The following is a 24,185-nucleotide window of genomic DNA, read 5'->3' as shown; positions in this document are numbered from 1 at the left end:
CAGTTCATCGAGCGAGAGGCTTTGATTTCGACGATCTGACGGTGGGCTTTCATCTCATTCCTTCATGTCTAGCGGTTAGCCGGCTTGCCGCCTGAGACACCGTCAATGCGTCATCTATGTGGCCGGCCACCGTGACCCAGAATGGATTCATGGTCAGAGGCTCGCACGCGCGGTCCGCACTCGTTCAGCAGCCTCGCTCATTGGCCTTACCGCATGACGCAGTTTCGCAGTTCAGCCCTAGCGGGCTGTGAGCTCCAACGGAGAGACACCCCGCGCCGGGGTCACAAGCATTGGCGATCGGTGCAACCGTCCGCCCGGTCGATCAGAACTGCCCGTCAACCTCATTTCTTTGCCGCCCCTCCGCGAGGCGAGCCAGCTTATCATATTCCTCAGCGACCTTGATCAGCCTGCATCTGGATGTGTCGTCCTCGAGCGACTCCGCTTTTCTTCGGGTCGCTTCAGCACGGCTTCGCCAATGTTTGGCGTCTGAGAACAGGTTTTTTTGCTTCATGCGGAATACGATGCAGTTTTTAGATCAAGAAAATGCGACACATGCCCTACGTAAGATCCCGTAGGTTGGCTGTCGCAAAAGCACCTCATTTGCCGTTATCTGCCGACCGCTCTGTTGATGTCTGAGATGCGACAAGCCGCTCGCAGCAAGCGCGGCGAGGGGCGCGAAATGCGCGACTCTCGACATTAGGGCTTGAATCGTACGTAGCGTCAGATTGTAGGGTCTTCTTACAGGTGGCGAGCGTGCTTGGCCGTACAACAGCTTCCGGGCGACACAATTTCGAGTGTGTCATTTGGCGAGCCAGATTGCAGAAGGCCCGCGTTGTCTCGGACGCCGCAGTGAAGCCGCCTCGGCGAATCATTGCAACGTGTCGCGATGAAGCCAGGCTGCAGGAGAACCGGATTCTAAGATCGCAGCAGCATCGTCGCGTGGCGATTGCCCGCTTTGATAGATTGCTCACGCAGAGGTCGCGGTCCGGAGATCGGGGCCTCGCAGCTCAGAGTGGAATGGAAGTTGGAGGCCATACTCATCTTACATAGCCGTGATGCGGCCGCGGCGAACCTGCAATAGCTTGCTCACGCCGAAACAGGTAGCTGTAGGCATACACCGTTGGCAGCATTCTCGCCAGAGATGCGTCGCCTGGTCCGCTCATGCCGGAGCCCCCCTTCGGGCGCCTGGATTGCCTCCGCCGCCGCGTCCATCATGTTTTTCGTATCCAAAGACGGGCAACAGGGCCTCCGGAGCAGCAATGACTTCTGCAGCTTTGGCTGCCAAGCAGTCGTTCAATTGATGGCCATGGAGCGCGCGAGGTCAGACCACAAGGAAATCTCGATTTATGCTCTGTCCGAAATGTCACACAGATAACTGGTGCGAGATCGCAATGCACGATCCCTGGAGCGGCCGACCAGTGATCAACTGCAATACTTGCGGTGAGTATGCCGAGTACGATTGCCTCCAGCGCAAAACAGCGCACGCGATCATCGCAGCTACCTTGGCCTGTAACGTGAGCAAAGAGGACCAGCGAGATCCGCGGGCGGTTGCTGAGAGGATTTTGGATGTGCTGGAGAATGCCGGTCTAACAATCGCACGCGCCTCAAGATGAATGGGAGGAACGCCGATCGGCGCCGCTACAAGGCCCCGCCCGTCCATCAGAAAGCATGGCCAACTGCGCCGCTCGTTCCAACAGCCACTTGGTTGCCTGGAAAACCACCGTCTTTCCCCCGGCCGACCTGGAGTAGTCGCCATAGCAACTCTTTGATACCAACAACGATTGTAGCAAACGCGCCAATCTGGACCCGAGCCGCGATACGCTCTCAACGGGACCAGGGCTGAGTACCGCTTAGGCGCGGGCTTCCAACGTGACGCCCGGCAGATCTTCCCACAAGTATCGAACCCGCGATGATCAACCCGGCGTGGCCTGCACCTGACGGCGCCTTTCGAGGTCCATAGTTCAAAGTTATCTAGAACGGCGAAGTCACTGTTAGGTGCCTTGACGGGAGTTTGGCTCATGACCAGATTAACGCGCTGCCGATTGATCTCGTTTCCTATTCTGCTCAGCCGCCGCGGCACCGACAAGTCCCGGGAAGCAGCCTATTATGATGGTGACAGCGGGAGAGCTTGGCTGGATAGACAAAGCCAATTCGCATAGACTCGAGAGAGCATTCAGCCATGGACGATTGATTCCGGCGCCGAGGCAGCTCCTATCCACACATTCAAGTAAGCTTGACTGATTCGCTTGATCACTCGTGGCCGGCGACGAGCAGCCTCACAGCTGGGCGTAGCTATGCGCGCACACTCGAGCGGACCCGAGCTGCGCGTTCCGCAGACGACGAATACAGAAAGCCAACTGCCTTGGTGAAGCGCCTCCCGCCCTCCTCGTCATGCGGCTGGCTCCTGGCGAACGAAGACGGTTTCGACATATTCACGCGATAAGCCCGCAGGGGGATTGAATCGTACGTAGCGTCAGATTGTAGAGTGCCCCCTAGGGAGCACCAATGTTCGGTCGCTTCAGAAGTTCCTGTGCTAAAGCGGAGCAGGCCGGTTGCTTGCGATGAGAGCTTTTCTGCCAAAGCGGCTGAGGATCGCGCTCACTGCGAAGAACGCTGTTTCTGTCCTGTTCACGCAGATCGCCGGCCCGTATGAAGACAAGATCGCCCACATGTAAGAAGGACCAATCCAGCCTTGCAGGCTTCGATATACGTTTGCGGGCACTGAGTGCCCAACCCGCCGCTGCGAGATTGATGCGCTATCCCGGAGCGGACATGTGAGAGGACCCGATGGATCCAACAGGGTCTTGCTCGTCGATCACTGTGAGGGCCAATGCCGGGCCATTGTTGGCTTCAAGAATGGCGATCCTGGAACCGCATATATGTGCGGCGAACCTGTTGTGATGGGACCTCGCCAAAAGCTGTCATCATGGTGCGCTTATCACCATTCCCGAATGCACGTCATGCCATGGTCGGAGGGACGCAGCGTCGTTGAAGGAAAGCAGACTAGATGACCAACAGTAATCCGAGACGAGCGCGCGCAATTGCTAGGCATGGGCAGCCGTCGTCGCGGGAGCAAGAGAGCTGCCGATAGATCCGCGAGCTGGATCTGCGACGTGCAGGCCTGACGATTGCCCCAGGGCCGAACGCCGATCCACGCAATGAGGCCCATCAAGACCTGATGAACAAGTATTGAGAAGCTCATGTGAGCGCCTTGGATCAGAAATGATGTGGAAGTTTATACCCGCGAGGGACTGAAGATTGATCTCGGCACCTTGATTGAGGGCAACACCGCGTTCGAAGCCGATAAGCCGGCGATCCATTTCGAGGGCGCGCCTCTAAAGCTTACGCTGCTTTCGGCGCATGCGAGCGGGTGGCACGTGGTTTAAAGGCCCGGGTCGACCTCTCCACGAGCAGCTCATCCGAATTCTTTCTGCCGAGGGGCTGCAAATCAAATGTGATAATTGAGGTAGAAGGCAGTTGATCCGTCAGCTCAGGCTGCTGTCCGCAGAATGCTTGCTCAAGAACCGAGACTTTGCCGCGGGCATAAGAGAAGGGGCGCTCGGGACCAGCAAACCGCCAGTTTCAATGGCAGCGGCACGTGCTCAAGGCGGCTTATTCACGCACATGCGGGCTTTGCCTAGTCATACTACGGCCGGCCCAAAGACATGCTTGCGAGCGCGGAAAACACCCCAGGCCGAATGGTCGCCGAACCGAGCACTGACCTTCTGAGCCATATCGTCCGCGCGCTAAACGCACCATTGTTGTTGATTCCGTGGCCACTCGCGAGCAATGAACCGCCAGATGCTTTTCGCTACTGAATTCGTCATTCGGTGGCGCAGGGCACACTGATCGTCGCGATAACCCCTTGAGGTCCCATATAGCACTGCCTCATTCATGCAGCGTTTTTCTGTGAACTCAAACAGCACAGAGTTAATATGCGCGCCTTCACTTTTGCTTGCCAGATCACCAACTTGATTGTCCAGAAATGGATCGATGATGATAAGTACTGCGCGACAAGAGAACGAATTTCAATGCTTTGTTTGCCCGGCTTGCTCGCGGTTGCACTGGATGAACAGCAGACTGGAAAACTCTTAGGCAAGGACACGAAATGAGGGAAACTCGCTGGCTCAACGCGCGAGTTGACCACGCAGGGACTGTGGAACGCTTCTCGGCCAAACGGGTCTGCTTACCTCCTATCCGCGCCGCAATTTCATTAGTTGCACCCGCGCAATAGAGAAACGCCTGACGACGGCCGAACGAAATCTTCTGGGCTACAAACTTTCGTATAGTCCTTCAAAACCCTTTCGATGTGGAAGGTTACCTCCGTACAGTTGAGCAATTGATGCAATGCCTATACAGAGACCAGAACTCGGCAGTTCGAGAGCGCGACGCTTCCGCATTCGAAGAGGCCAGACGCGATTGACGTCGTCGATCGGGGACCGACATTAGCCTGCGCAGAGCAACGATTTGTCAAACCAAGAGAGCAAACGGCGGGTCGCTCTAATCACCGGCGTGACTGGACAGGACGGCGCCTATCTCGCCGAACATCTGCTGTCGCTCGGCTATATCGTGCACGGCATCAAGCGGCGCTCGTCCTCGTTCAACACTGCGCGGGTCGACCATCTCTACCAGGACCCGCATCTCGGGGACGTGCCGTTCCTGATGCACTACGGCGACATGACGGACTCGACCAATCTGATCCGCCTGGTGCAGCAGATCCGGCCGACCGAGATCTACAATCTCGCAGCCCAGAGCCACGTCGCCGTCAGTTTCGAGAGCCCCGAATACACCGCCAATGCCGATGGGATCGGCGTACTGCGGCTGCTCGAGGCGATCCGCATCCTCGGCATGGAGAAGGACACGCGGTTCTACCAGGCCTCGACCTCCGAGCTCTACGGCCTCGTGCAGGAGATCCCGCAGAAGGAGACCACGCCGTTCTATCCGCGCTCGCCCTATGGCGTGGCGAAGCTCTACGGCTACTGGATCACGGTGAATTACCGCGAGGCCTACGGCATGTTCGCGAGCAACGGCATCCTGTTCAACCATGAGAGCCCGATCCGCGGCGAGACCTTCGTCACCCGCAAGATCACGCGCGGCGTCGCGCGTATCGAGGTCGGGCTCGAACAGACGCTCTATCTCGGCAATCTCTCGGCCAAGCGCGACTGGGGCCATGCCAGGGATTATGTCGAGGGCATGCATCTGATCCTCCAGGCGGACAAGGCCGACGATTTCGTGCTGGCGACTGGTGAGACGCGCTCGGTGCGCGAGATGGTCGAGCTGTCCTTTGCGCAATTCGGCCGCCGCATCGAATGGCGCGGCGCCGGCGTCGCCGAGACCGGCATCGATGCCAAGAGCGGCAAGACGGTGGTGAAGATCGACCCGACCTATTTCCGTCCGACCGAGGTCGATCTCCTCGTCGGCGACGCCAGCAAGGCGCAACAGCTGCTCGGCTGGAAGCCGAAGCGCAGCTTTGCCCAGCTCGTCGAAGAGATGATGGCAAGCGATCTGGCGGAAGCAAAACGGGAGGCGGCCCATGGCAAACGCACCGTTTGAGCTGAAGGGCAAAAGCGTCTACGTCGCAGGCCATCGCGGCATGGTCGGCAGCGCGCTGGTGCGCCGCCTCGCGCGGGAGGACGTGCAGCTCGTCACGGTCGACCGGCGCGAGGTCGATCTCTGCCACCAGGCCGCCGTGTTCGACTGGTTCGCGAAAACGCGGCCGCAAGTGATCTTCCTCGCCGCCGCAAAAGTCGGCGGCATCGTTGCCAACGACACGCTGCGCGCCGAGTTTATCTACGACAACATCACGATTGCCGCGAACGTGATCCAAGCCGCGCATCAAAACGGTGCCGAAAAGCTGATGTTTTTCGGCTCGTCCTGCATCTATCCGAAGCTGGCCCCACAGCCGCTGCGCGAGGATTCGGTGCTATCAGGCCCGCTAGAGCCGACCAACGAGCCCTATGCGATCGCCAAGATCGCCGGCATCAAGATGGCGCAAGCTTATCGCAGCCAGTATGGCAGCGACTTCATCAGCGTGATGCCGACTAATCTCTATGGGCCCGGCGACAATTATCATCCCGAATTGAGCCATGTCGTTGCCGCGCTGATCCGCCGCTTCCACGAGGCGAAGGTCGCGGGCGCAAGGAGCGTCGCCGTGTGGGGCACCGGCACGCCGCGGCGCGAGTTCCTCTATGTCGACGACATGGCGGATGCGTGCGTGCACCTGATGAAGAGCTATTCGAGCGCGGACCTTGTCAATATCGGCACCGGCGAGGACATCACCATCGCCGAGTTCGCGCGGGTCGTGGCTGAGGTCGTCGGTTACGGCGGCGAGATCACTTTCGACACGTCGCGCCCCGATGGCACGCCGCGCAAGCTGCTCGACGTCAGCCGTCTCGCCAGGCTCGGCTGGCGCGCGAGGACATGGCTTGTAGATGGAATGCGGCAGACCTACCAGGCCTTCTTGGCGGTATCTGGTACATCGGACAAAACGAGAGACTCATGCAGCTGCTAACTGCTGACGGCGCTCATTGTCCGATTGCCAGAAAGTTGCTTTAGGATCTTCCGGCGAATTCGACTGGGCTCCACGTGTTGCTTGGAGCTCGCGCACCTCCGGGTGCCGCGTGCCCGATGGAGGGCAGGCACGGCTAGATTGGCCGATAACTAAAGCGAGCGAATTGGTCAGGCGCGCCTTGCGGGACGCTCTGTTTTGAACTTGAGGTAAACTGATTAGCATGTGCGGAATTGTCGGCATCTTGGGGCGCGGTCCGGTCGCGGATCGTCTCATCGATTCACTGAAGCGACTGGAATATCGCGGCTACGACTCAGCGGGCATCGGAACGCTCAAAGGAAACTATATCGAGCTTCGACGCGCCGAGGGCAAGCTGAGGAACCTTGAGACACGCGTTCGCTGCCATCCGCTCTCAGGCCATATCGGGATTGGGCACACGCGCTGGGCTACTCATGGCAAGCCGACGGAGCACAATGCTCATCCGCATGCAACGGACAATGTTGCAGTCGTCCATAACGGCATAATCGAGAATTTCCGCGAGCTGCGAGCGGAGCTAAAACAGCATGGCGCCTGTTTCGCCTCTGAAACAGACACCGAGGTGGTGACGCATCTCATCGACTTTTATCTGAAAGATGGCTGCTCGCCGCAGGAGGCAGTAAAAGCGTCGCTGCCGCGGCTAGTCGGCGCGTTTGCGCTTGCAATCCTGTTCAAGGGTCAACACGACCTCATGATCGGTGCGCGCAAGGGCTCACCACTCGCGATCGGGCATGGCGAAGGCGAAATGTATCTCGGATCGGATTCTATCGCGCTCGCGCCCCTTACCGGCTTGATCACCTACCTTGAGGACGGCGATTGGGCTGTGCTCAACCGCAACTTCAGCGTGGTCTACGACGCACAAGGCACAGTTGTCCGCCGGGAGGTGATGAAATCTGGCGCGCCGTCGGTTGTCGTCGACAAAGCAAACTACCGCCACTTCATGGCGAAGGAAATCCACGAACAGCCAGAGGTGATCGGGCAGACGCTGGCGCATTACGTCGATATCGCCACCGAAAGCGTGGCACTGCCGCAGGAGCTTCCGTTCGACTTCAACGAGATCGGACATATCTCGATCAGCGCTTGCGGTACGGCAGGCTACGCCGGCCATATCGCCAAATACTGGTTCGAGCGGCTGGCTCGTATTCCAGTCGAGCTCGATGTCGCCTCCGAATTTCGCTATCGTGAGGCGCCGATGCGCAAGGGAGATCTTGCTATCTTCATCTCGCAGTCCGGCGAGACGGCCGATACGCTGGCCGCGCTCCGCTATGCCAAATCGCAAGGCCTGCATACCCTCTCGATCGTGAACGTACTGAGTTCGACCATTGCGCGCGAAAGCGGGACAGTGTTGCAGACACTCGCCGGACCTGAAATCGGCGTTGCCTCGACCAAGGCGTTCACATGCCAGCTCGTCGTCCTGGCGGCGCTTGCGGTCGCTGCTGGCAAGGCGCGCGGTGAATTGCCGGAGAGCGACGAGGTCGATCTCGTGCGAGCGCTGATCGAAATTCCGCGGCTCGTTACAGCGGCGCTTGCCAGCGAGCCGCAGATCGAGAAGATCGCACGCGACATCGCCAAATCGCGTGACGTGCTATATCTTGGTCGCGGCACGTCGTTTCCACTGGCAATGGAGGGGGCACTGAAGCTGAAGGAGATCTCCTATATTCACGCCGAGGGCTATGCGGCCGGAGAGCTCAAGCACGGCCCGATCGCCTTGATCGACGAGAGCGTTCCCGTAATCGTCATTGCTCCCTGCGACCGGGTGTTCGAAAAGACCATCTCGAACATGCAGGAGGTCGCCGCACGCGGCGGCAAGATTATCTTGATAACGGACGCTCGGGGAGCCGCAGAGGTATCCACGGATTCACTCGCGACGATTGTGCTGCCGGAGATGGGTACGACATTTACGTCGATTGTCTATGCGATTCCGGTGCAGCTTCTGGCCTACCACACGGCCATCCTGATGGGCACGGACGTCGACCAACCCCGAAACCTCGCGAAATCGGTAACCGTCGAATAAGGCAAGGTGACGCGACCTGGAATTGTCGTGGTCAGATTCCGAATGCGCACAAGCGGTCAGATCGAATTACGATGTGCCGCCCGGCTCCTGGCCCGATGCCACCGCATGGTTTGTGCCGGTTCATAGCCCTTGCTTACGGAGGCTGAGACTCATGTGCAAAATCTACGGCCAATCAGGTTGCGAGGCTGGCGTGGCGTTGCCTCCGGCAAGCAAGGAGTCGCGAAGGGCTTATCACGGCATTCCGATTACTTTGACCTGGGTCATAATTCGTGACAAACATCCAAGTTTTTTTTCAAACGGCGTGGAAGCCAGATGAACCTGTTCGATTGATCCAAACGAATGCCCATTATCGCTGAGGTGGCCCGCTATGTTTCTCCCCCTCAGCGCGGGTTTTGGACCGCATTTAGGACCGCAGCGGCCCTCGAAGTATGAGGCGCGCCTCGCTTCGAAGAACAACGTGGCACTTGCCGAGCATGGCGATCGGCGCTATCGGACGGGCTCGATCGCCAGCACGCTCACCAAACGTTTTTCCGTCAAACCTCAGGTTAACTTGAGCAACTCGAGGCCAAATCGCTGGACATCGGGGTGAGATGCTAACGCACCTCGGCCCCAATCGCAGGCTCGCGAGCTGTTCTAGCACGACATCTCACGGAGCTCTTCCCTGCCGCTCGCATGCCATGCATCTCGTCCTTCCTTTTCATTGCATGTCGGTGCGCTCAATGAGCGAATTCGGCCACGCCACAGACAACAACCTTGTCACCGAGAATTGCCCGAGGTTTCAGTAGCTTGAGAGTCACTCCTGCGGCGCGAGCGGAATAACGCCCGAAAAACTGTGCGAGTTTGCGGCAATTGCCGAAAATATGCCGGAAACGTCAGGCGCTTACGGGTTGGTCGATAGTGCCCTGATGGCAGATTCGCGGCCATGATACTGCACTCGGCTGGCGTGAGATTTTCTCCGGAACCGGCCATTTCACACCGAGAGGAAACTCGCCATGTCACCAGTGTCCATCGCGCAAGCGTCAAATGCCAAATCGCGCATTGGCGCCATCTTACGTGCGACGAGCGGCAACTTCCTCGAGCAGTTCGACTTCTTCTTGTTCGGGTTCTACGCCAGTGCCATCGGAAACGCGTTCTTTCCATCAGGAAGCGAAACCGCTTCACTGCTTAACACCTTCGGTGTGTTCTGGCTGGGGGCCTTGATGCGACCGGTTGGCGCGATTGTGCTTGGAGCCTATATTGACCAGATTGGCCGTCGCCAAGGCCTGATTATCACGCTTTCGATCATGGCTATTGGCACCGTCATCATCGCCTTTTGTCCCGGCTATGCAACAATCGGCATTGCCGCACCGGCGATCGTGCTGTTCGGACGGCTGTTGCAGGGCTTTTCTGCCGGCGTTGAGGTTGGCGGCGTTTCCGTCTACCTCTCCGAGATTGCCACTCCGGGCAACCGCGGCTTTTACACATCCTTTCAGTCCTCGAGCCAGCAGGTTGCGATCTTTGTCGCCGCTCTTATCGGATATTTTTTGAGCGAAGCACTTCCGGCCGAAATGGTTGCCGCCTGGGGCTGGCGGATCCCATTCTTCCTTGGCTGCTTGATCGTTCCGCTTATCTTCTTCCTGCGCCGGACGCTGGAGGAAACTCCGGAGTTTCTGGTCATGAAGACCCACCCAACGGCCCGCGAGGTCTTTGCCTCCACAGTTGCGAACTGGCGCATTGTCATTCTCGGCATGATGATCGCGATGCTGACGACCACGACCTTCTATTTCGTCACAGTGTACACGCCTACGTTCGGCAAGCACGTATTGCAGCTGTCCTCGCAGAACACGCTCTTGGTGACGCTTTTGGTCGCCGTGACGAACTTCATCTGGAACCCAATTGGCGGCGCGATCTCTGACAGAATCGGTCGGAAGCCGGTCTTGCTGACCATTGCCGGCCTTGCCTTGGTGACTGTATATCCGGCGTTGTCTTGGCTTGTGACCGACCCAAGCTTCGGCAAGATGCTGGTAGTGGAGATGATGTTCTCGTTCTACTTTGGCACCTATAGCGGCGCCATGTTGGGCGCTCTGGTCGAAATCGTGCCGAAGCACGTTCGCACAACCTGCTTTTCTTTGGCCTTCGCACTCGCCGCAGCTCTCTTTGGCACCTTTACGCCGCTCGCATCGACTTGGCTGATCGATCGGACTGACGACAAGGCTTCGCCGGGTTTCTGGTTGATGTTTGCAGCTTTGCTCGGCATTATCGCCGCGCTCACGATTTATCCAGGAAACACCAAGAGAGTTGCGAAGCTGTCGCGACCCGAGCGGTCTAACCGGGCCGTAAGCGCGCAATTTACTACGCATTAGCAGCGCGCCCACGGGGGGATCTTCACGTCCAAGACTGAACTGAGCGGGGTGCGTGGCGGTCCTTGCGGTGAACTCGCGGTGGTACGCGTGCCACTCTGCGGGTCACGGTTCTTTGTCGAGCAGTATCGGGACGAGCCGTCGCTGATGTTTACCGGGAATGGCTGAGCACTATCGGCACGCTCCATTCGTTCTGTGGTCGAGCGGCGCGCTGATAATGCTCGCACTTTGCGGCTACTTGAAACACGGCAGAGCTCGCGCGAGGGAGATACATCCCTCGCGCGAGCTCCACGTGCGCTGCCAAGCAAACTTAACGGGCAGTCTTGACGCTGCATGAATTTCCCAGTGGACTGGTGTATCGCAGCTCGCCAAACCTTAGCGAGCGCTCGAAAAGCTTGAATCGTGCCTGGTGCACCGAGCGACGGGCCAATGCATGACCACGACCCAGGCCAGCGCTGGCTCCGCTCGATCAGCCGCGACTTCACGCACCGCTAGTTTGCGCGGATGAGGTACCGCGCGCAAGCTGTGCGAGCTCCGTCTCGAGCGTAGGGTTGCGCTTGAACATGGCGTCGATCAACGCTTGCGCCGGCTGCTCGGCCGCTTCCACCCACGTCGCCTTCTCCGCTCGTACGGAGGGCGCGAAGACACGCTTGACGACGGTCGGCGACCCCCTCAGACCGCATTTGGCCATGTCATCCACGCCGGCAGTTTGAGCGCTCCATTTTACGATTGAGGCACGGGCCGCACGCAAGGCATCGATCATTGCACCGCGGCGAATTTGATTGCTTGCCTCTAACATGCTGATGAGACAAGGAAGCTTGGAACGCAGCACCTGGACTCCTCCTTCGCAGCGCCGTTCCGCATCGATCGTGCGTGCTTTGAAGTCCAACGCTTTGATTGTGGAAACATAAGTAAGCTGCTGGACCCCGAGCCTCTTCGCAATGCCAGGTCCCACCTGCGCCGTATCGCCGTCGATAGTCTGCTTGCCAGTGAATATGACGTCTGGTGGGCCATATTCCTTCCCGATGTTGCGAATCGCGCACGCCAGCGCGTAACTCGTCGCCAGCGTATCGGAGCCCGCGAAACTACGATCAGTGAGCAGGACAGCACGATCGGCACCAAATGTCAGCGCCTTTCGGAGAGATTCTTCAGCCGACGGCGGGCCCATTGTCAGAACAGTGATTTCGCCGCCGAACTTGTCTCGTAGCTCGAGCGCAGCTTCCAGTGCGAACAGATCATATGGGTTGATGATTGTCGGCACGCCCTGACGCATGATCGTATTCGTGACAGGATGCACGCGGATTTGTGCGGAGTCGGGGACCTGTTTGATGCAGACGATGCTGTGCATATGCTTCTCCTAAGATGTTGAGCAGGCTCCCCACGAATAGCAACTGTCATACCACCCCAGGCATTTCGCCGATGAGGGACGAATGCAATGGCTGGCGACTGACGGTGAGACCGTTGTCGGAACTGCGACGGGCTGCGCAAAGCGGACGTGATCTCTCTCTGATCTGAGTCGCAGAAATGGCGCGGCCGTGATCTTGCGCTAGTTCGACACCTAATCATTTCTCATAGGGCGAATACATTGCAAGCAGACGATGACCAGCACCCGGCTAACGCGAATAGGGCTTACGCTTCCCGGCATGGCCACCCCCAAGCAGAGCACATCGGTTTCGTATCCGCTTCATGGACCAGAGTACCGCCTCTTGGCACGTTCTCCTACCGCGCCCGGGCGAGCGAGAGAGACGCGAGCCCGACTTTTTATTCAGAAACGCTTGATCTCGATACCGTGCCTTCTCAAGGCATAGCCAATCTGGCGCGGCGTCAGTCCAAGCAGGCGCGCCGCCTTGGCCTGTACCCACCCGGACCTTTCCATCGCCGCGACTACGCGCTCGCGATCTGTGACCTTGGCGGCACCTATGCTAAGTCGGCCGGGTGGCTCTAGCGGCGTCAGTTCGCTACCGAACGGCTGAACGTGTGCCACAGCTTGTGTTGGCGGCATGCTCAGCCTCGCGGGGAGTGAGATCATCGGGCTCGGCTGTCGCGCCACTTGCTCCGGCCCGCACTTCCATAGCGTGGCCGACAGGCATTGCCCGTGGCAGCAGGCAAAATCGTCTCTTACGATCGACGATCCGTGCGCCAGGGTCGCGGTCCGCTGCACACAGTTCTCCAGCTCGCGGACATTACCGGGAAATCCGCAATTCATAAGAACGTCAATCGCACTTGAATCGAAGACCAGAGCACGGCCGTTCTCATTGTTGAAGTTCTTCAAGAATCGAGCGGCGAGAAGCGGAATATCAGTGCGTCTTTCGCGCAGCGGCGGCAGTAGCAGAGGAACCACGCTGATGCGATAATAGAGATCGGCACGAAACTCCTTCCTTGCCACCGCCTCTTCAAGATTCTTATTCGTGGCTGCAATCACGCGGACGTCCACTTTGATCGTCTGATTGCCGCCCACCCGCTCGAACTCCTGCTCCTGAAGCACGCGCAGGAGTTTCGCCTGGAACGACGCCGAGATCTCGCCGATCTCATCCAGAAACAACGTTCCCTTGTCGGCGAGCTCGAAGCGACCCTTGCGCGCGTTGAATGCGCCCGTAAACGCCCCCTTCTCGTGGCCGAACAATTCGGATTCCAGCACCGTCTCGGTGAGGGCTGCGCAATTCAGCTTGATAAAGGGGCGTTTGGCGCGCGCTGAACGCTCGTGAATAGCCTTCGCGACCAGCTCTTTGCCGGTACCCGATTCGCCACGCAACAGAACGGTGCTATTCGATTTTGCGATCAGCTCGATCTTCTCAAGCAACGCGCGCAGCGCCGGGCTGTCGCCGATAATTCCATCGACTTGGACCTTCTTACGCTCCCGCCCATGAGGCTTGAGTTCGGACAGCTGCTTCTGCGGCCGGAACTCCTCGTCCATAGGCCGCCCGCGATCGCGCGCAAAAACGCAATGCAGCTTCGCCGTCTGGCCCAGAAGGCTTGCGACCATCGTCAGCAGGCGGAGGTCGTCCTCGAGCTGCGCGTGCGTCCCGTTGTCTGCGATGCGGTCGATGCTCAGCGTACCCACAACTTTCTCGTCAATGTCTATGGGAACACCGATGAACGCAATACGCGTATTACCGGCGGCGTCCAGCATCTCGACGTCCGAAGAACTGAAGATCGAATCCAGCGCTACGTTCTCGGCGATGAGCGGCCGCCCCGTCGCCACAATTTGATCAATTGCTCCTTGCGGCAAGCGCACCCCGCAACGCGCGTCGCGCCCTTCGCTCCGGCCGTCGTCTACGATGATCTCGGGCACCCCGTCATGATCGAACAGACATACGATGCCGCGCCGCATCTGCACGAGCAATGGCAGACGCTCGATGACGGTCGCCAGCTTGGCTTCGAGCCGGCATAGGCCGGTGAGCGTGTGCGCTATTTCAAAGATCGTGCTTAGCGATTTCTCTTGCGACCGCAGAATAGAAGCTGAAGGGTCCGCGTCGGAGGTTGAGTTTGGTTTTTCGCGCAGGGAAACGCTGTCCAGCATAATGACTTCTCCGTTCCTTTCTTGATCCTCCCCATCACCTCGATCGGACTTGTTGGACTCGTGTTGCATGCCTGCCTCGATCTGACATCCAGTTCTCAGGGCGGGGCGAGAGATGACGCCTCTTCATGGCACGCCGGCAGCACTTACAGTGACTAGATTTGCCGCTTTATTCTTTCCAACTCGCTGCGCGGATTCGCCCCGGCCAACATGGCTTCCATCGATGAAACTCAGTTAGCCGGGTTCGGCAGGGACGGATTCACTCACAAGTGTTGCCCGCCATTGATCGGCACTTCGGCGCCAGTGACATAACTTGCCGCATCTGAACATAGGAAGAAAATGACCTTGGCGACCTCTTCGGGTGTACCCACCCGGCGAAGTGGGATCTTTGGCACAAGATGCGCTTCCGTGTCAGGCGACAAAATGTCCGTCTTGATTTCGCCCGGCGCGATCGCAGTGACGCGAATGCCATGTGAGGCGCAATCGTGCGCCAGTTCGCGCGTGAGACAAGCGAGCGCAGCTTTCGACGTCGCATATGCCGTGCCTGCAAATGGATGCACCCGCGCGCCGGCGATCGAAGTCACATTGACGATCGAGCCTGAAGCCGCTTTTAGCTCATCGAACAGACCCTGAGCGAGCAGGATCGGCGCCACCAGATTGAGGTGGAACACGCGCATCCAGGTATCGACTGAGGTCGCCAGCGACGTCAGCCGGGCACCGTTTGGCGTTTTTGGCGAGTTTCCGGCATTGTTTATCAGTCCCTGCAGCGGTGCGCCGGCAAGGCGCTCCTTTATCTGGGCAATCGCGCGCGGCAGCGTCCGATGATCGCTCAGGTCGACTTCGATATAGCTATCCCCCTCTGAGTCCCTTGGGCAGCGCACCGCGTCGAATGGTTGGCGCGCGCAAGAAATGATGCGCCAACCGGCTTCCGAAAACAATCTTCGGGTGGCGCGACCGATACCGCGCGATGCCCCGGTCAATACCAGCGTTTTCCGCTCACGCAGCGGACGGCCCCCTCCATCGGCGTGAATTGGACCGCGAGCGTCCGTTTCCGACGATTGAGCTGCGACCGCATTGTCATCTGGTAGACCTAGATTCACACGCGACTCCCCTCCGCTCCCCTCGCCTGTGCACCTGGTGCAGGATCCGGGCCAGAGCGATGCAGGGCACAGGTGGCGCGCTTTTAGGACGCAAATGGCAGGTTCCGAACATCTGGCCTGTTTGCTTTTCGACACCAGCAACGCAGCAATGGCTGTCGTCGAGCTCCCGGGTGCTGCCCACTACGTGCGCTAAGCCTTCGAGCCGAGAGGCTGGTGTTTCCATCGCGAGCTGACTGCGTCGCCCTCCAGAGTGGTCTGTGGGTCATGCGGGCTGGACGAGATAGGTTAGCTGCCTTTGGCGGAGATCAGGATTTAATGGCCAGTTCGTCCAAGTTGCTCTCGGCCAATGGTACGCGCGGCCGCACATGCGGCTCTTGAGCAATATCGATGGGCCGCCGGCCGCGCGGTTCATCACACCTCCGTCCGAAAGGACTCTGCGAGCGGCGCATGAACAAGGCCGTCGTCCAGAAAACGAGCTGACCGCAAAAGGGTTGCCCAGCAAAGGCGATCCATCTACCGGACGCGCCTCCTTGCTGCTGGGACATTCTGACGTGACTGTCTGTTACGTCAGATTTCCTCGGCGACCCGGACCGCCATTGCCGTGCTTTTCACCGTCTGGCCAGCGATGGCGGATTTGGCCGGAGGATGACAGAACCATAACCTTTCCGCGCGACTCGACTTACACAGGAGGGCCCGAAGCATTGCGGGGCAAGGCCGCCGGCGCCCGCGGGCGTTGGCCCTTACGCTTCGCAGGCGTTCGCCCTCGCACCGCACCGCATCCGTGGTGGTGCGCCGGTCAGCCGTCGCTTGCGGGACGGAAGTCGCCATCCACCGATCCTGCGAGACGTTGCGAAACTCGATGGTGTCGAAGCCAGCAGTATCAGACCGATGATCTAGCCCGCCATTGCTCAGGCTCACATTCTGGCGCTTCATGAAGCCGCGAAATGCTCGTATGGGTTATCGATCATGGTCAAGTGCTCCGGCTTGCTCTGGTCGAATTCAATAATTCGTGGCACGAGCAGACGGGCATAGCGCGTGAAGGCGCTGGTGGGGGGAAAGCGGATCACTGTAGCGCATCGCGCAAGAAGATACATGTCGATGAGAGCGGAAGCTCCACCTTCAATTCCCATTTCCGCACTATGCAACGGCCCTGCCCGATCGGCCTGGAAACGTTTTGGTACGGCGAAGACATCGGGAAACAGATCCGATAGTCGATCGAGCACCTGTGCACTGTCCGTGCACAGGAAGACCTTTACAGGCTTTGGATATGGCAAAGCCTTGGCTTTACGGATTGCCATGCAGACCTGACGAAGGGCGAGCTCCGAATCGGCCCAGTACGGCGCATGCTCCATGATATCTTCGCCATTGCCGTGCCGAACATGAACGCCAATGATGCTATGGCCGTTAAAGTGTTCCTCATACAAGGCGTCGATCCGCGCTTGAATCTCAGACCTGAGCTTGATGTTCCGAAAGATCAGTCGTTCGGCTTCCTCGCCACAACGCCACATCAGGCAGGCGTCACAGACAATGGTGTTGGCTTCGTTATCTTCTCTTGCCTGGAACAGCTCGGTCAGTTCGTCACGTTCTTTGAAGATCTGCTCATCCGGACGATTGATGCAGTCGATCGATGGCCTATTCCACCACCGCGGGAAGAACGGTCCGGGAAACGAGATCTGGTTGACCCGGTCATCGCAAATCACCGGTACCCCAGCGATGTCCTCAAGCGGCTCGAAGAACACCGGAAAGGCGTTGCTGAACGGTTGGTCGATGTAGCAGGAACCGCGCCAGTCAACGACGAGCGTCCGCCCGGTCCGCTGCGCGTACGACCAGGCTGACGCCAGCGACCAGAGGCAGTCACCAAAGCCGGTACGCCTCCGAGAAATAACAAAGCGTTCCTTCGTCAAGTTATCAAACCCTTCTCGTTGCGTAAGATTGGTTTTGTGTGGCGCACCTACTCTTGCGAATCCGATCCACGCCAATGGACGGCTGGTCACCTGGACGCAAGGCGATCAACCCGCAAGCCCTCCTCCACGGCACCGCGATTGGCAGGTCATGCAAGAGGCGTCCAAGGAGCCCTCTTCCGCATTGCCCACCTTTTACGACCGCGCAGTCTGTGACGGATGCAGCCGAATACGGCGCAGATCCCAGAGCCCGCGCAGTTCGTTCACGAGAGCTTCTCGCCTAGTCCTGTCAGAGGTGACCCTGGCGAGAAGATCGGCAAGAACAGCTTCCTTCTCAATTTGCATCAGCATGTCGAACAGGTCATGCGAGACGCGCACGCTGTCCTGGCTGGAGTGACCCATGCGGATCTCGCAGACTGTCTCCTGGCGTTCTCGGCCCGCATGAGCGCGAACCCGGTAAAGAGATACATGGGGCGGCAGTGATACGGCGAGTGCAGTCCAGCTTTCGAGCGTTGTTGCCCGCTTCTTGACGAGGAATGACCCGACTACAAGACCATCCAGCTCGGTCGATAAAAACGCCGTAATCGCATCGGCAACGGAATCTACGATCGGTTCGGCATTGTTGTTGAAGGACGTATTAAGCAGAATCGGGACGCCTGTCCGGCTCTTGAACGCATTGATGAGTTCCCAATAGGCGGCATTGTTCGTGCGGGAAACCGTCTGCAGCCGAGCCGTACCATCGATATGCGTGATCGCGCCTAGCGAAGCACGCTTGGATTCGCGCACGCGAACGACGAAATTCATGAAGGGATATTCTGCGCGACCATCCGGCAACTCAAAGAACGCGCCCGCATCCTCCTCCAGAACCGATGGCGCAAATGGTCGATAACTCTCGCGCTTCTTGACCATCGCATTGATCCGGTCCTTGTTCGCCGCGGGCCTCGGGTCGGCAAGAATACTGCGGTTGCCGAGCGCACGAGGGCCGAACTCCGATTGGCCCTGTACCCACCCGATCACGGCGCCATCAGCCATCCACTCGGCTGCTCTGGTTGCGACGTCAGCAGTCCGTTCAATCTCGAGGTGTCCGGCCCATCCCTTCAGTTCCTGTTCGATGCTGTCGTCGCTGCCGACATCTGGCCCCCAATAAACCGCCTGTAGTCGCTCGCGGGGCGCAGGCCGCCCGGCCTCGTTCGACACCATCAGTGCCGCGCCCAATGCGCATCCGGCGTCATGCGCAGCCGGCTGCACGAAGATGTCTTCGAACAGGCCTGAATACAGGAGTTTTCCGTTCAGCGTGCAGTTGTGAGCCACCCCGCCAGCCAGGCACAACCGTTTCATTCCAGTCGACTCACGGTAATGCCGAAGAATGTGAAACACGATCCGCTCCAGCGCCTCCTGCAACGATGCGCTCACATCTCGATGCTGTTGCGTGAACGGCATTCCCTTTCGCCGGACCTCAATATTGCGCAGCAATGCCGGACCGATACGGTCGAGGTGAACGCGGTAGCCACCGTTTGCGGAGAGCTCATAGAATTGGGAAAAGAGCTCGCGATAGCGTGCGGGATCTCCGTAAGGAGCCAGCCCCATAACCTTATACTCGTCGAACAGGCCGTAGCCGAGATATCGGATCGTCTCCAGATAGAACAGTCCGAGAGAGTTATTCTCTGGAAAGGTCATAAGCTCGGTCATTTCGGTGCCCGACCCGACCGCCAAGAGACCCGACAGGAAGTCGCCACAACCGTCGATCGCGAGGACCAGGCTTTCTTCAAAACCCGACATCGCCAGAGCGCTCACGGCGTGGGCCTGATGGTGGCCTACGAATGACACCCGCGAAGGATCAACTTGGGTACCGAACTCCGTGGCTAGAAGATGCCGTAACAGCAGATTCGCATCTAGCGGAATTGAGATTTCCGGTTGTGAGATGAACAACCGTTCGAGCATCGCATTGCAATAGGCTTCAGTAGCGTAGAACGCAATACGATCGACGTCGCGAAGCTCCACACCCGCGGCTGCAAGACAGTATTCAATCGCACTGCTCGGGAGCTTGTTTGAATGTTTGATCCGGTTGAGGCGCTCCTCTTCCACGGCAGCGAGCACGCGCCCGTCCTTGACAAGTACTGCGGCGCCGTCGTGCAGAAACGTGTTCGGTAGTCCAAGGGGGTTTTCATAGACCCTGTCGAGGCCGCCACTCAATCCTAGACACAGCATCTTGTTCTCCGTTAATCCTGAGAGGCCTGTCGGCCTATTTCGTATCGCTTGCTTTGGGAGTAGGCCGCACGTCGTCGCGGGGCCGATCAGGCATCGCTAGCGTGACAAGACTCACATAAGCGTCGCACGCGATCGGAAGTTCGTTACGCCCGATATCTCATCTCGCACGCGCGATGCTTCGCTTTAGGTCTTGTTCCTCTCACCGCATCAGGCGCTGCCGAAGCAGCATGGCCGAGACGAGGAAGGGAAATGCTGCGTAGATGCAAAGTGCGCCCACATGCAATCCGACGCTGTCGACCGTCCGACCGAGCATTGCCGGACGAATGAGATCGACCGAATGAGTCAGCGGCAATAAGGCCGCGATGCGTTGAAATGAACCGGGCAACTGGCTCATTGGGAAGATCGCCCCGCTCAAATACATCATGGGCGTGAGAATGAGCGACTGGTAGAAGATGAAATAGTCGTGGCTCGGTGCAAGTGCTGAAACGACCATTGCGAGGCTCGCGAAAGTAACGCCAGTGAGGGCGATGGCTGGTAACGCATAGGGGATGGATGACCACTCTGCGTAACCCAGCGCGACGGCGACAATCGTGATCGCGGTCCCGGCGAGCAAGGCCTTGCTCGCTGCCCACGCCACTTCGCCGAGAACAATGTCGCCGAGCGTAAGGGGCGTACAGAGCACTGCCTCCCACGTGCAATTTGTCTGCATGCGAGCGTAAGCCGCATAGATCGTTTCGAAGGTTGCGGAGACCATCGCGCTTGTGGCGACCATGCCAGCCGCCAGAAACGAGATGTATGAGGTCCCCTCAACACCACCTATGATCATTCCAAGGCCAAACCCGAGACCGAACAGAGAGCTCATCGGCTCGGCCAGATTCCCAAGAATCGATGCCAGAGCGACTTTCCGCCAAACCAAAAAATTGCGGCGCCATACCGCGATCCAGTTCCATGGATTAGCAGGGAGCGCCGGCGCAAAACGTTGCCACATCGTTCAGTCCTTTATCTCTCGCCCGGTTAGCCGCAAGAAGACATCCTCCAGATTTGGAGGACGCTGCAGAAAGCGGAGATCCGTGCGGTTGGCAAGCCGGAGGCGCACCTGCTCTGGATCCGTGACATAGCAGAAGAGCGTCTCCCCGCTCACCTCAGCGCGCTGCACTTGGGGTCTGACCAACGGCAGCAGTTCATGCGGATTACCGCCGTAAATCTCGATCACTTGGCAGCCGATCTGCTGCTCGATCAGCGCGTGGGGCTGACCTTCGGCGATCTTACGGCCGTGCTCAAGCACGCACAGGCGGTCGCACAATCGCTCCGCCTCTTCCATGAAGTGGGTGGTGAGAAGGATCGTTTTGCCGCGCGCTAATAGCGAGCGCAAGCGTTCCCAGATCAGGTGACGGCCGTGCGGATCAAGGCCGGTCGTCGGCTCATCAAGCACCAAGAGCTGCGGGTCGTTAATGAGGGCCCGTGCCAACGTCAGGCGTCGCCTCATGCCGCCGGACAGTTCGGCGACGCGGGCATCCGCCTTGTTCTCCAGGCGCGCGAATTCGAGCAGTGACGGCGTGACCGCTTTCACCTCAGCCGCGCTCATGGCGAAGTAGCGCCCGAAAACGAGCAAGTTTTCGCGCACCGTGAGCTGAAGATCAAGGTTATCGAACTGTGGGACAACCCCGATCCCCCGCCGCGCCAAGGGCGCCCGTGCCGGCACTGGCTCGCCGAGCACGCATATCTTACCTGCGTCGGGCGATGCAACACCCAGGATCAAACGCGCGAGCGTGCTTTTACCCGCGCCGTTTGGTCCCAGCAGACCGAAGCACTCTCCCGGCGAGACCATAAACGAAAGAGCGTCCACGACGACCCTGTCGTCGTAGAACTTGCTCACCTGGAAAAGGTCGACTGCCGCGGTTGACATTTGCTTACGCCATCGCGACGGACGTTATTCGCGCCGCTTCCTCGCTTGCGCGTTTTTTTGTCCAAAGCAGCCCGTCACACCATACGTGATCGACGCGTCCCCACTGGCACGCGGCGGCAGCATCCGGGAAAAAGCCGCGTCCATGCAGATTGGCGCTGGTATTGCAAAGCAGCGGAATGCCTGTGAGCTTCTCGTATTCGACGAGAAGCTCGGCCACTTTATGCTGAGAGGTTCTGGAAACGGTCTGTAGACGAGCAGATCCGTCGAGATGTACGACGGCGGGAATTTTGTCCCGCCATTCCGGTCGCGTCTGGTGATCGAACAGCATGTACGGATCGGGTATTCCAGGGCTAAAAATCTCCGCCGCACGATCCTCCAGGCATATCGGCGCTACCGGCCTGAAATGCTCGCGAAGTTTGATGTCGTTGAGATGATCTTTCATTCCTTCCCAGCTCGCAGCCGCGAGAATGCTTCTGCCACCCAAGGCTCGTGGTCCGAGCTCGGCACGCCCGGCAAGGAAGACCACTGGCTTGTCGCAAGCGAGGATTGCCGCAAGTTCGCCCATAGTGCAGGGCGCGCCCTCCCATTCGGGCGGGACTTCGCTGGGACGCACGGCCGGTCCACTGTAGACCGACCATTCCAGAGCTCTAAAGCCTTGCTGTGCCGCCAGCGCAGAGCAAGCAGCACCAATGGCTGAGCCGCTGTCGTTCGGAAAGGGCGGCACCCACACGACATCGAATAGGCCGGTCGCACGAAATGCACTATTCCACTTAATATTTAGGCCACAGCCGCCGGCTATGCAGAGGTTACGCGCCCCCGCAAGATCCGAATGCCGCTCCACAACATCAGCAATGGTGCGAACCAGCAGACGCTCTAGAAAAACGTGAAATGACGCAAGGACGTCTTCGGCTTGCTTTTCCTTCAATCGCATTGCGCACGCATCGAAGAAGTCGTGCAGAGCTTCAAGCGGCGCTTGTGAGCTGTTGATCTCTCCAAGCTCAGGACAAGCGCCCTCAGCATCCGTGGCAAAGTGCGCCTCATAAAGTTCATGAAACGTCTTAATACTGTCCTCGTCGGGCGATCCCAGCGCGATATAGGCCATCAGCTTGCCGGCAATACCGAGATCCCAGCTGGTGCGGTCTGCCCGCCTGTAAGGTCCAAAGTGATGTCCTGCCGTCGCATAGGCGTGACCTATCATCGGAAACAGGCACTCGATGAACCGGATGCCATGGGGCTCGACATAGTAGAGGCGTGGAAACATGCAGCCGTCCCACACCAAGCAGAAAGCAGATTGCGCGGATTTGGCAAACGAGCTGGCGCAATATGCGGATGCTACGTGCCCGGTGACATGGGGATAGCTTTGATAGGGATATAGCTTCCCATCAAGCATGAGGCCGATGCCATCGCGGGACGTCAGGGGGCTATCGCCTAGCCGTTCGACATACGGCGCGCCCTTGAGCTTGATGGTCGTCGTCCCACTAAGGACTTCAAACTGCGACTCGAACTCTCCATCCCAGCCATCAATAACGAACTGATCAACATCGCTCGGATGCAGCCCGTGCTCCGCCAAGGCGCTAACAACGGCATCCAGGTTGTCGATGGTTTGATAGCGCGGATTGTTGTTCAGCTTCTCCTGTTCGACACAAAACACCACCCGGCCGTGCTCGATCAGAGCGACTGCCCCGTCATGCGTCAGCTTGATACCGCAGATACGCATAGTGGCTCCTTTCAAGCTCGGCCGTTAGGACGGATCGAAGATCGCTCCGGATTGCGAAAGCGGACCAACAAGCAGTCTTCGTCCGCCGACTGCCCCTGGCACTGCACGCGTTCGACCTCGATGAGCGCTTCAGTCAACATCGTGATGACTGTCTCGGCGCCAGCGACATGCCCCCATCGCCTGCAGGTGGCATCACGTGCAGATCCGAAGACCAGATGCCCACCTGGAGCAAGCATCTTCACTATTTTGTCGATTGCGGTACGCATCCGTGTCATGTCTTCGAGATAGTAGAGAACTTCGGCGACCACGATCAGATCGAACAGCTCTTCGGTCGAGAACTGCAGAATATCGCTCGCCGCCCAGCTGATATGCGACCACCTCTTGGTCCGCTGGACCGCTCGACCGATCGCTCGCGGCATAACATCGATGACCGTGAGCCGTTTGCAGTGAGGAGCAAGCTTCTCTGTGAATGCACCGGCCGCGCACCCGATCTCGAGCCCGGTTGAGACGGCGCCGTTCGACAGCGATAGCCGTAGCAATTGGGTGTGACGCTCACGTTCGAACGGATTGTCGTCAAGCCGCCACGGGTCATCGTTAGTCAGCTCCCGTTGCAACGATTGATGTGTCTTGTCCACGCTCACCACTAAATGCCCCTATAAAGCTGTCAGTCAGTCTCGGCCGCAATGCCATCAGACGCGGTCAGCTGCGAGGGAGCGCGCGAAAGACCGGCCCCGCGAATTGAGCCAGGCGTTTCCGATACCGGGTTAAGGCTTGGTCCAGTTGTCGCGTCTTCGATCGAGGCCTTCGATTCGTCAACGTGTGATGATTTCGCTACTTTGCGCGAGAGCCAGTCGCTGTTGCTCAAGGTACAGAGCGCATAGGCTTTCATCGGGAGCAGGAGGAAGATGTTGATCGGGGTGTGGAGCGAGAAGCCGATAA

15 protein-coding genes and 1 pseudogene are annotated in these 24,185 nt (G+C 58.7%); 6 read left to right on the top strand and 10 right to left on the bottom strand.

The window, feature by feature from the left end:
- The first annotated feature begins 3,227 nt into the window (after positions 1-3,227).
- The 6 genes from IVA96_RS00085 to IVA96_RS00060 all read left to right on the top strand — a co-directional run bounded on the left by IVA96_RS00085 (position 3,228) and on the right by IVA96_RS00060 (position 10,900).
- Positions 3,228-3,386, top strand: coding sequence for a hypothetical protein (locus IVA96_RS00085; RefSeq protein ID WP_247302419.1), 159 nt, complete (start codon positions 3,228-3,230; stop codon positions 3,384-3,386).
- A gap of 549 nt (positions 3,387-3,935) precedes the next feature.
- On the top strand, positions 3,936-4,112 hold the full coding sequence (locus IVA96_RS00080; protein WP_247414829.1) for a hypothetical protein: 177 nt from the start codon (positions 3,936-3,938) through the stop codon (positions 4,110-4,112).
- A 355-nt stretch (positions 4,113-4,467) separates the two neighbouring features.
- Complete coding sequence (gene gmd / locus IVA96_RS00075; RefSeq protein WP_247414827.1) at positions 4,468-5,553, top strand: GDP-mannose 4,6-dehydratase; 1,086 nt, start codon at positions 4,468-4,470, stop codon at positions 5,551-5,553.
- A complete protein-coding gene (locus IVA96_RS00070; RefSeq protein WP_275974883.1) occupies positions 5,534-6,511 on the top strand; it encodes a GDP-L-fucose synthase in 978 nt (325 codons plus the stop codon). The genes gmd and IVA96_RS00070 overlap by 20 nt, the downstream gene beginning before the upstream one ends.
- A 220-nt stretch (positions 6,512-6,731) precedes the next feature.
- Complete coding sequence (glmS, locus tag IVA96_RS00065; RefSeq protein ID WP_247414825.1) at positions 6,732-8,558, top strand: glutamine--fructose-6-phosphate transaminase (isomerizing); 1,827 nt, start codon at positions 6,732-6,734, stop codon at positions 8,556-8,558.
- A gap of 992 nt (positions 8,559-9,550) precedes the next feature.
- Positions 9,551-10,900 carry an MFS transporter gene (locus IVA96_RS00060; protein ID WP_249816440.1) on the top strand — a complete coding sequence of 450 codons (1,350 nt, stop codon included), beginning with the start codon at positions 9,551-9,553 and terminating at the stop codon, positions 10,898-10,900.
- Positions 10,901-11,378: 478 nt separating this feature from the next.
- Here the strand turns inward: IVA96_RS00060 and IVA96_RS00055 are convergent, their stop codons facing one another.
- From IVA96_RS00055 to IVA96_RS00010, 10 genes and pseudogenes are all read right to left on the bottom strand, one after another.
- Complete coding sequence (locus IVA96_RS00055; RefSeq protein ID WP_247414823.1) at positions 11,379-12,245, bottom strand: electron transfer flavoprotein subunit beta/FixA family protein; 867 nt, start codon at positions 12,243-12,245, stop codon at positions 11,379-11,381.
- 417 nt (positions 12,246-12,662) lie between these two features.
- A complete protein-coding gene (gene nifA / locus IVA96_RS00050) occupies positions 12,663-14,417 on the bottom strand; it encodes a nif-specific transcriptional activator NifA (protein WP_247414822.1) in 1,755 nt (584 codons plus the stop codon).
- Between the two features lie 260 nt (positions 14,418-14,677).
- The gene (locus IVA96_RS00045) at positions 14,678-15,514 is read right to left on the bottom strand and encodes an SDR family oxidoreductase (protein ID WP_247414820.1); all 837 of its coding nucleotides are present in this window, start codon (positions 15,512-15,514) and stop codon (positions 14,678-14,680) included.
- 929 nt (positions 15,515-16,443) lie between these two features.
- On the bottom strand, positions 16,444-17,418 hold the full coding sequence (locus tag IVA96_RS00040; protein ID WP_247414818.1) for a nodulation protein NodZ: 975 nt from the start codon (positions 17,416-17,418) through the stop codon (positions 16,444-16,446).
- 192 nt (positions 17,419-17,610) lie between these two features.
- Positions 17,611-19,623 carry a carbamoyltransferase gene (locus tag IVA96_RS00035; RefSeq protein WP_247414817.1) on the bottom strand — a complete coding sequence of 671 codons (2,013 nt, stop codon included), beginning with the start codon at positions 19,621-19,623 and terminating at the stop codon, positions 17,611-17,613.
- A gap of 199 nt (positions 19,624-19,822) precedes the next feature.
- Entirely contained in the window at positions 19,823-20,611 is a 789-nt protein-coding gene (locus IVA96_RS00030; RefSeq protein ID WP_247414815.1) for an ABC transporter permease, read from the bottom strand.
- Between the two features lie 3 nt (positions 20,612-20,614).
- Positions 20,615-21,529 carry a nodulation factor ABC transporter ATP-binding protein NodI gene (nodI, locus tag IVA96_RS00025; RefSeq protein ID WP_247281314.1) on the bottom strand — a complete coding sequence of 305 codons (915 nt, stop codon included), beginning with the start codon at positions 21,527-21,529 and terminating at the stop codon, positions 20,615-20,617.
- Between the two features lie 4 nt (positions 21,530-21,533).
- Positions 21,534-23,246 carry a nodulation protein NodU gene (gene nodU / locus IVA96_RS00020; protein ID WP_247414813.1) on the bottom strand — a complete coding sequence of 571 codons (1,713 nt, stop codon included), beginning with the start codon at positions 23,244-23,246 and terminating at the stop codon, positions 21,534-21,536.
- 11 nt (positions 23,247-23,257) lie between these two features.
- Positions 23,258-23,887: a nodulation methyltransferase NodS gene (gene nodS, locus IVA96_RS00015; protein ID WP_247281312.1), complete on the bottom strand. Its 630-nt coding sequence runs from the start codon at positions 23,885-23,887 to the stop codon at positions 23,258-23,260.
- A 23-nt stretch (positions 23,888-23,910) separates the two neighbouring features.
- Positions 23,911-24,185 (bottom strand): annotated as a pseudogene (locus tag IVA96_RS00010) (chitooligosaccharide synthase NodC); the annotation flags it as partial.

Origin of the sequence: Bradyrhizobium sp. 159, assembly GCF_023073795.1 — a bacterium.
Taxonomy (GTDB): Bacteria; Pseudomonadota; Alphaproteobacteria; order Rhizobiales; family Xanthobacteraceae; genus Bradyrhizobium.
The sequence above is the reverse complement of the archived record's forward strand: the minus strand, read 5'-3'. Positions and strand labels throughout refer to the sequence as shown.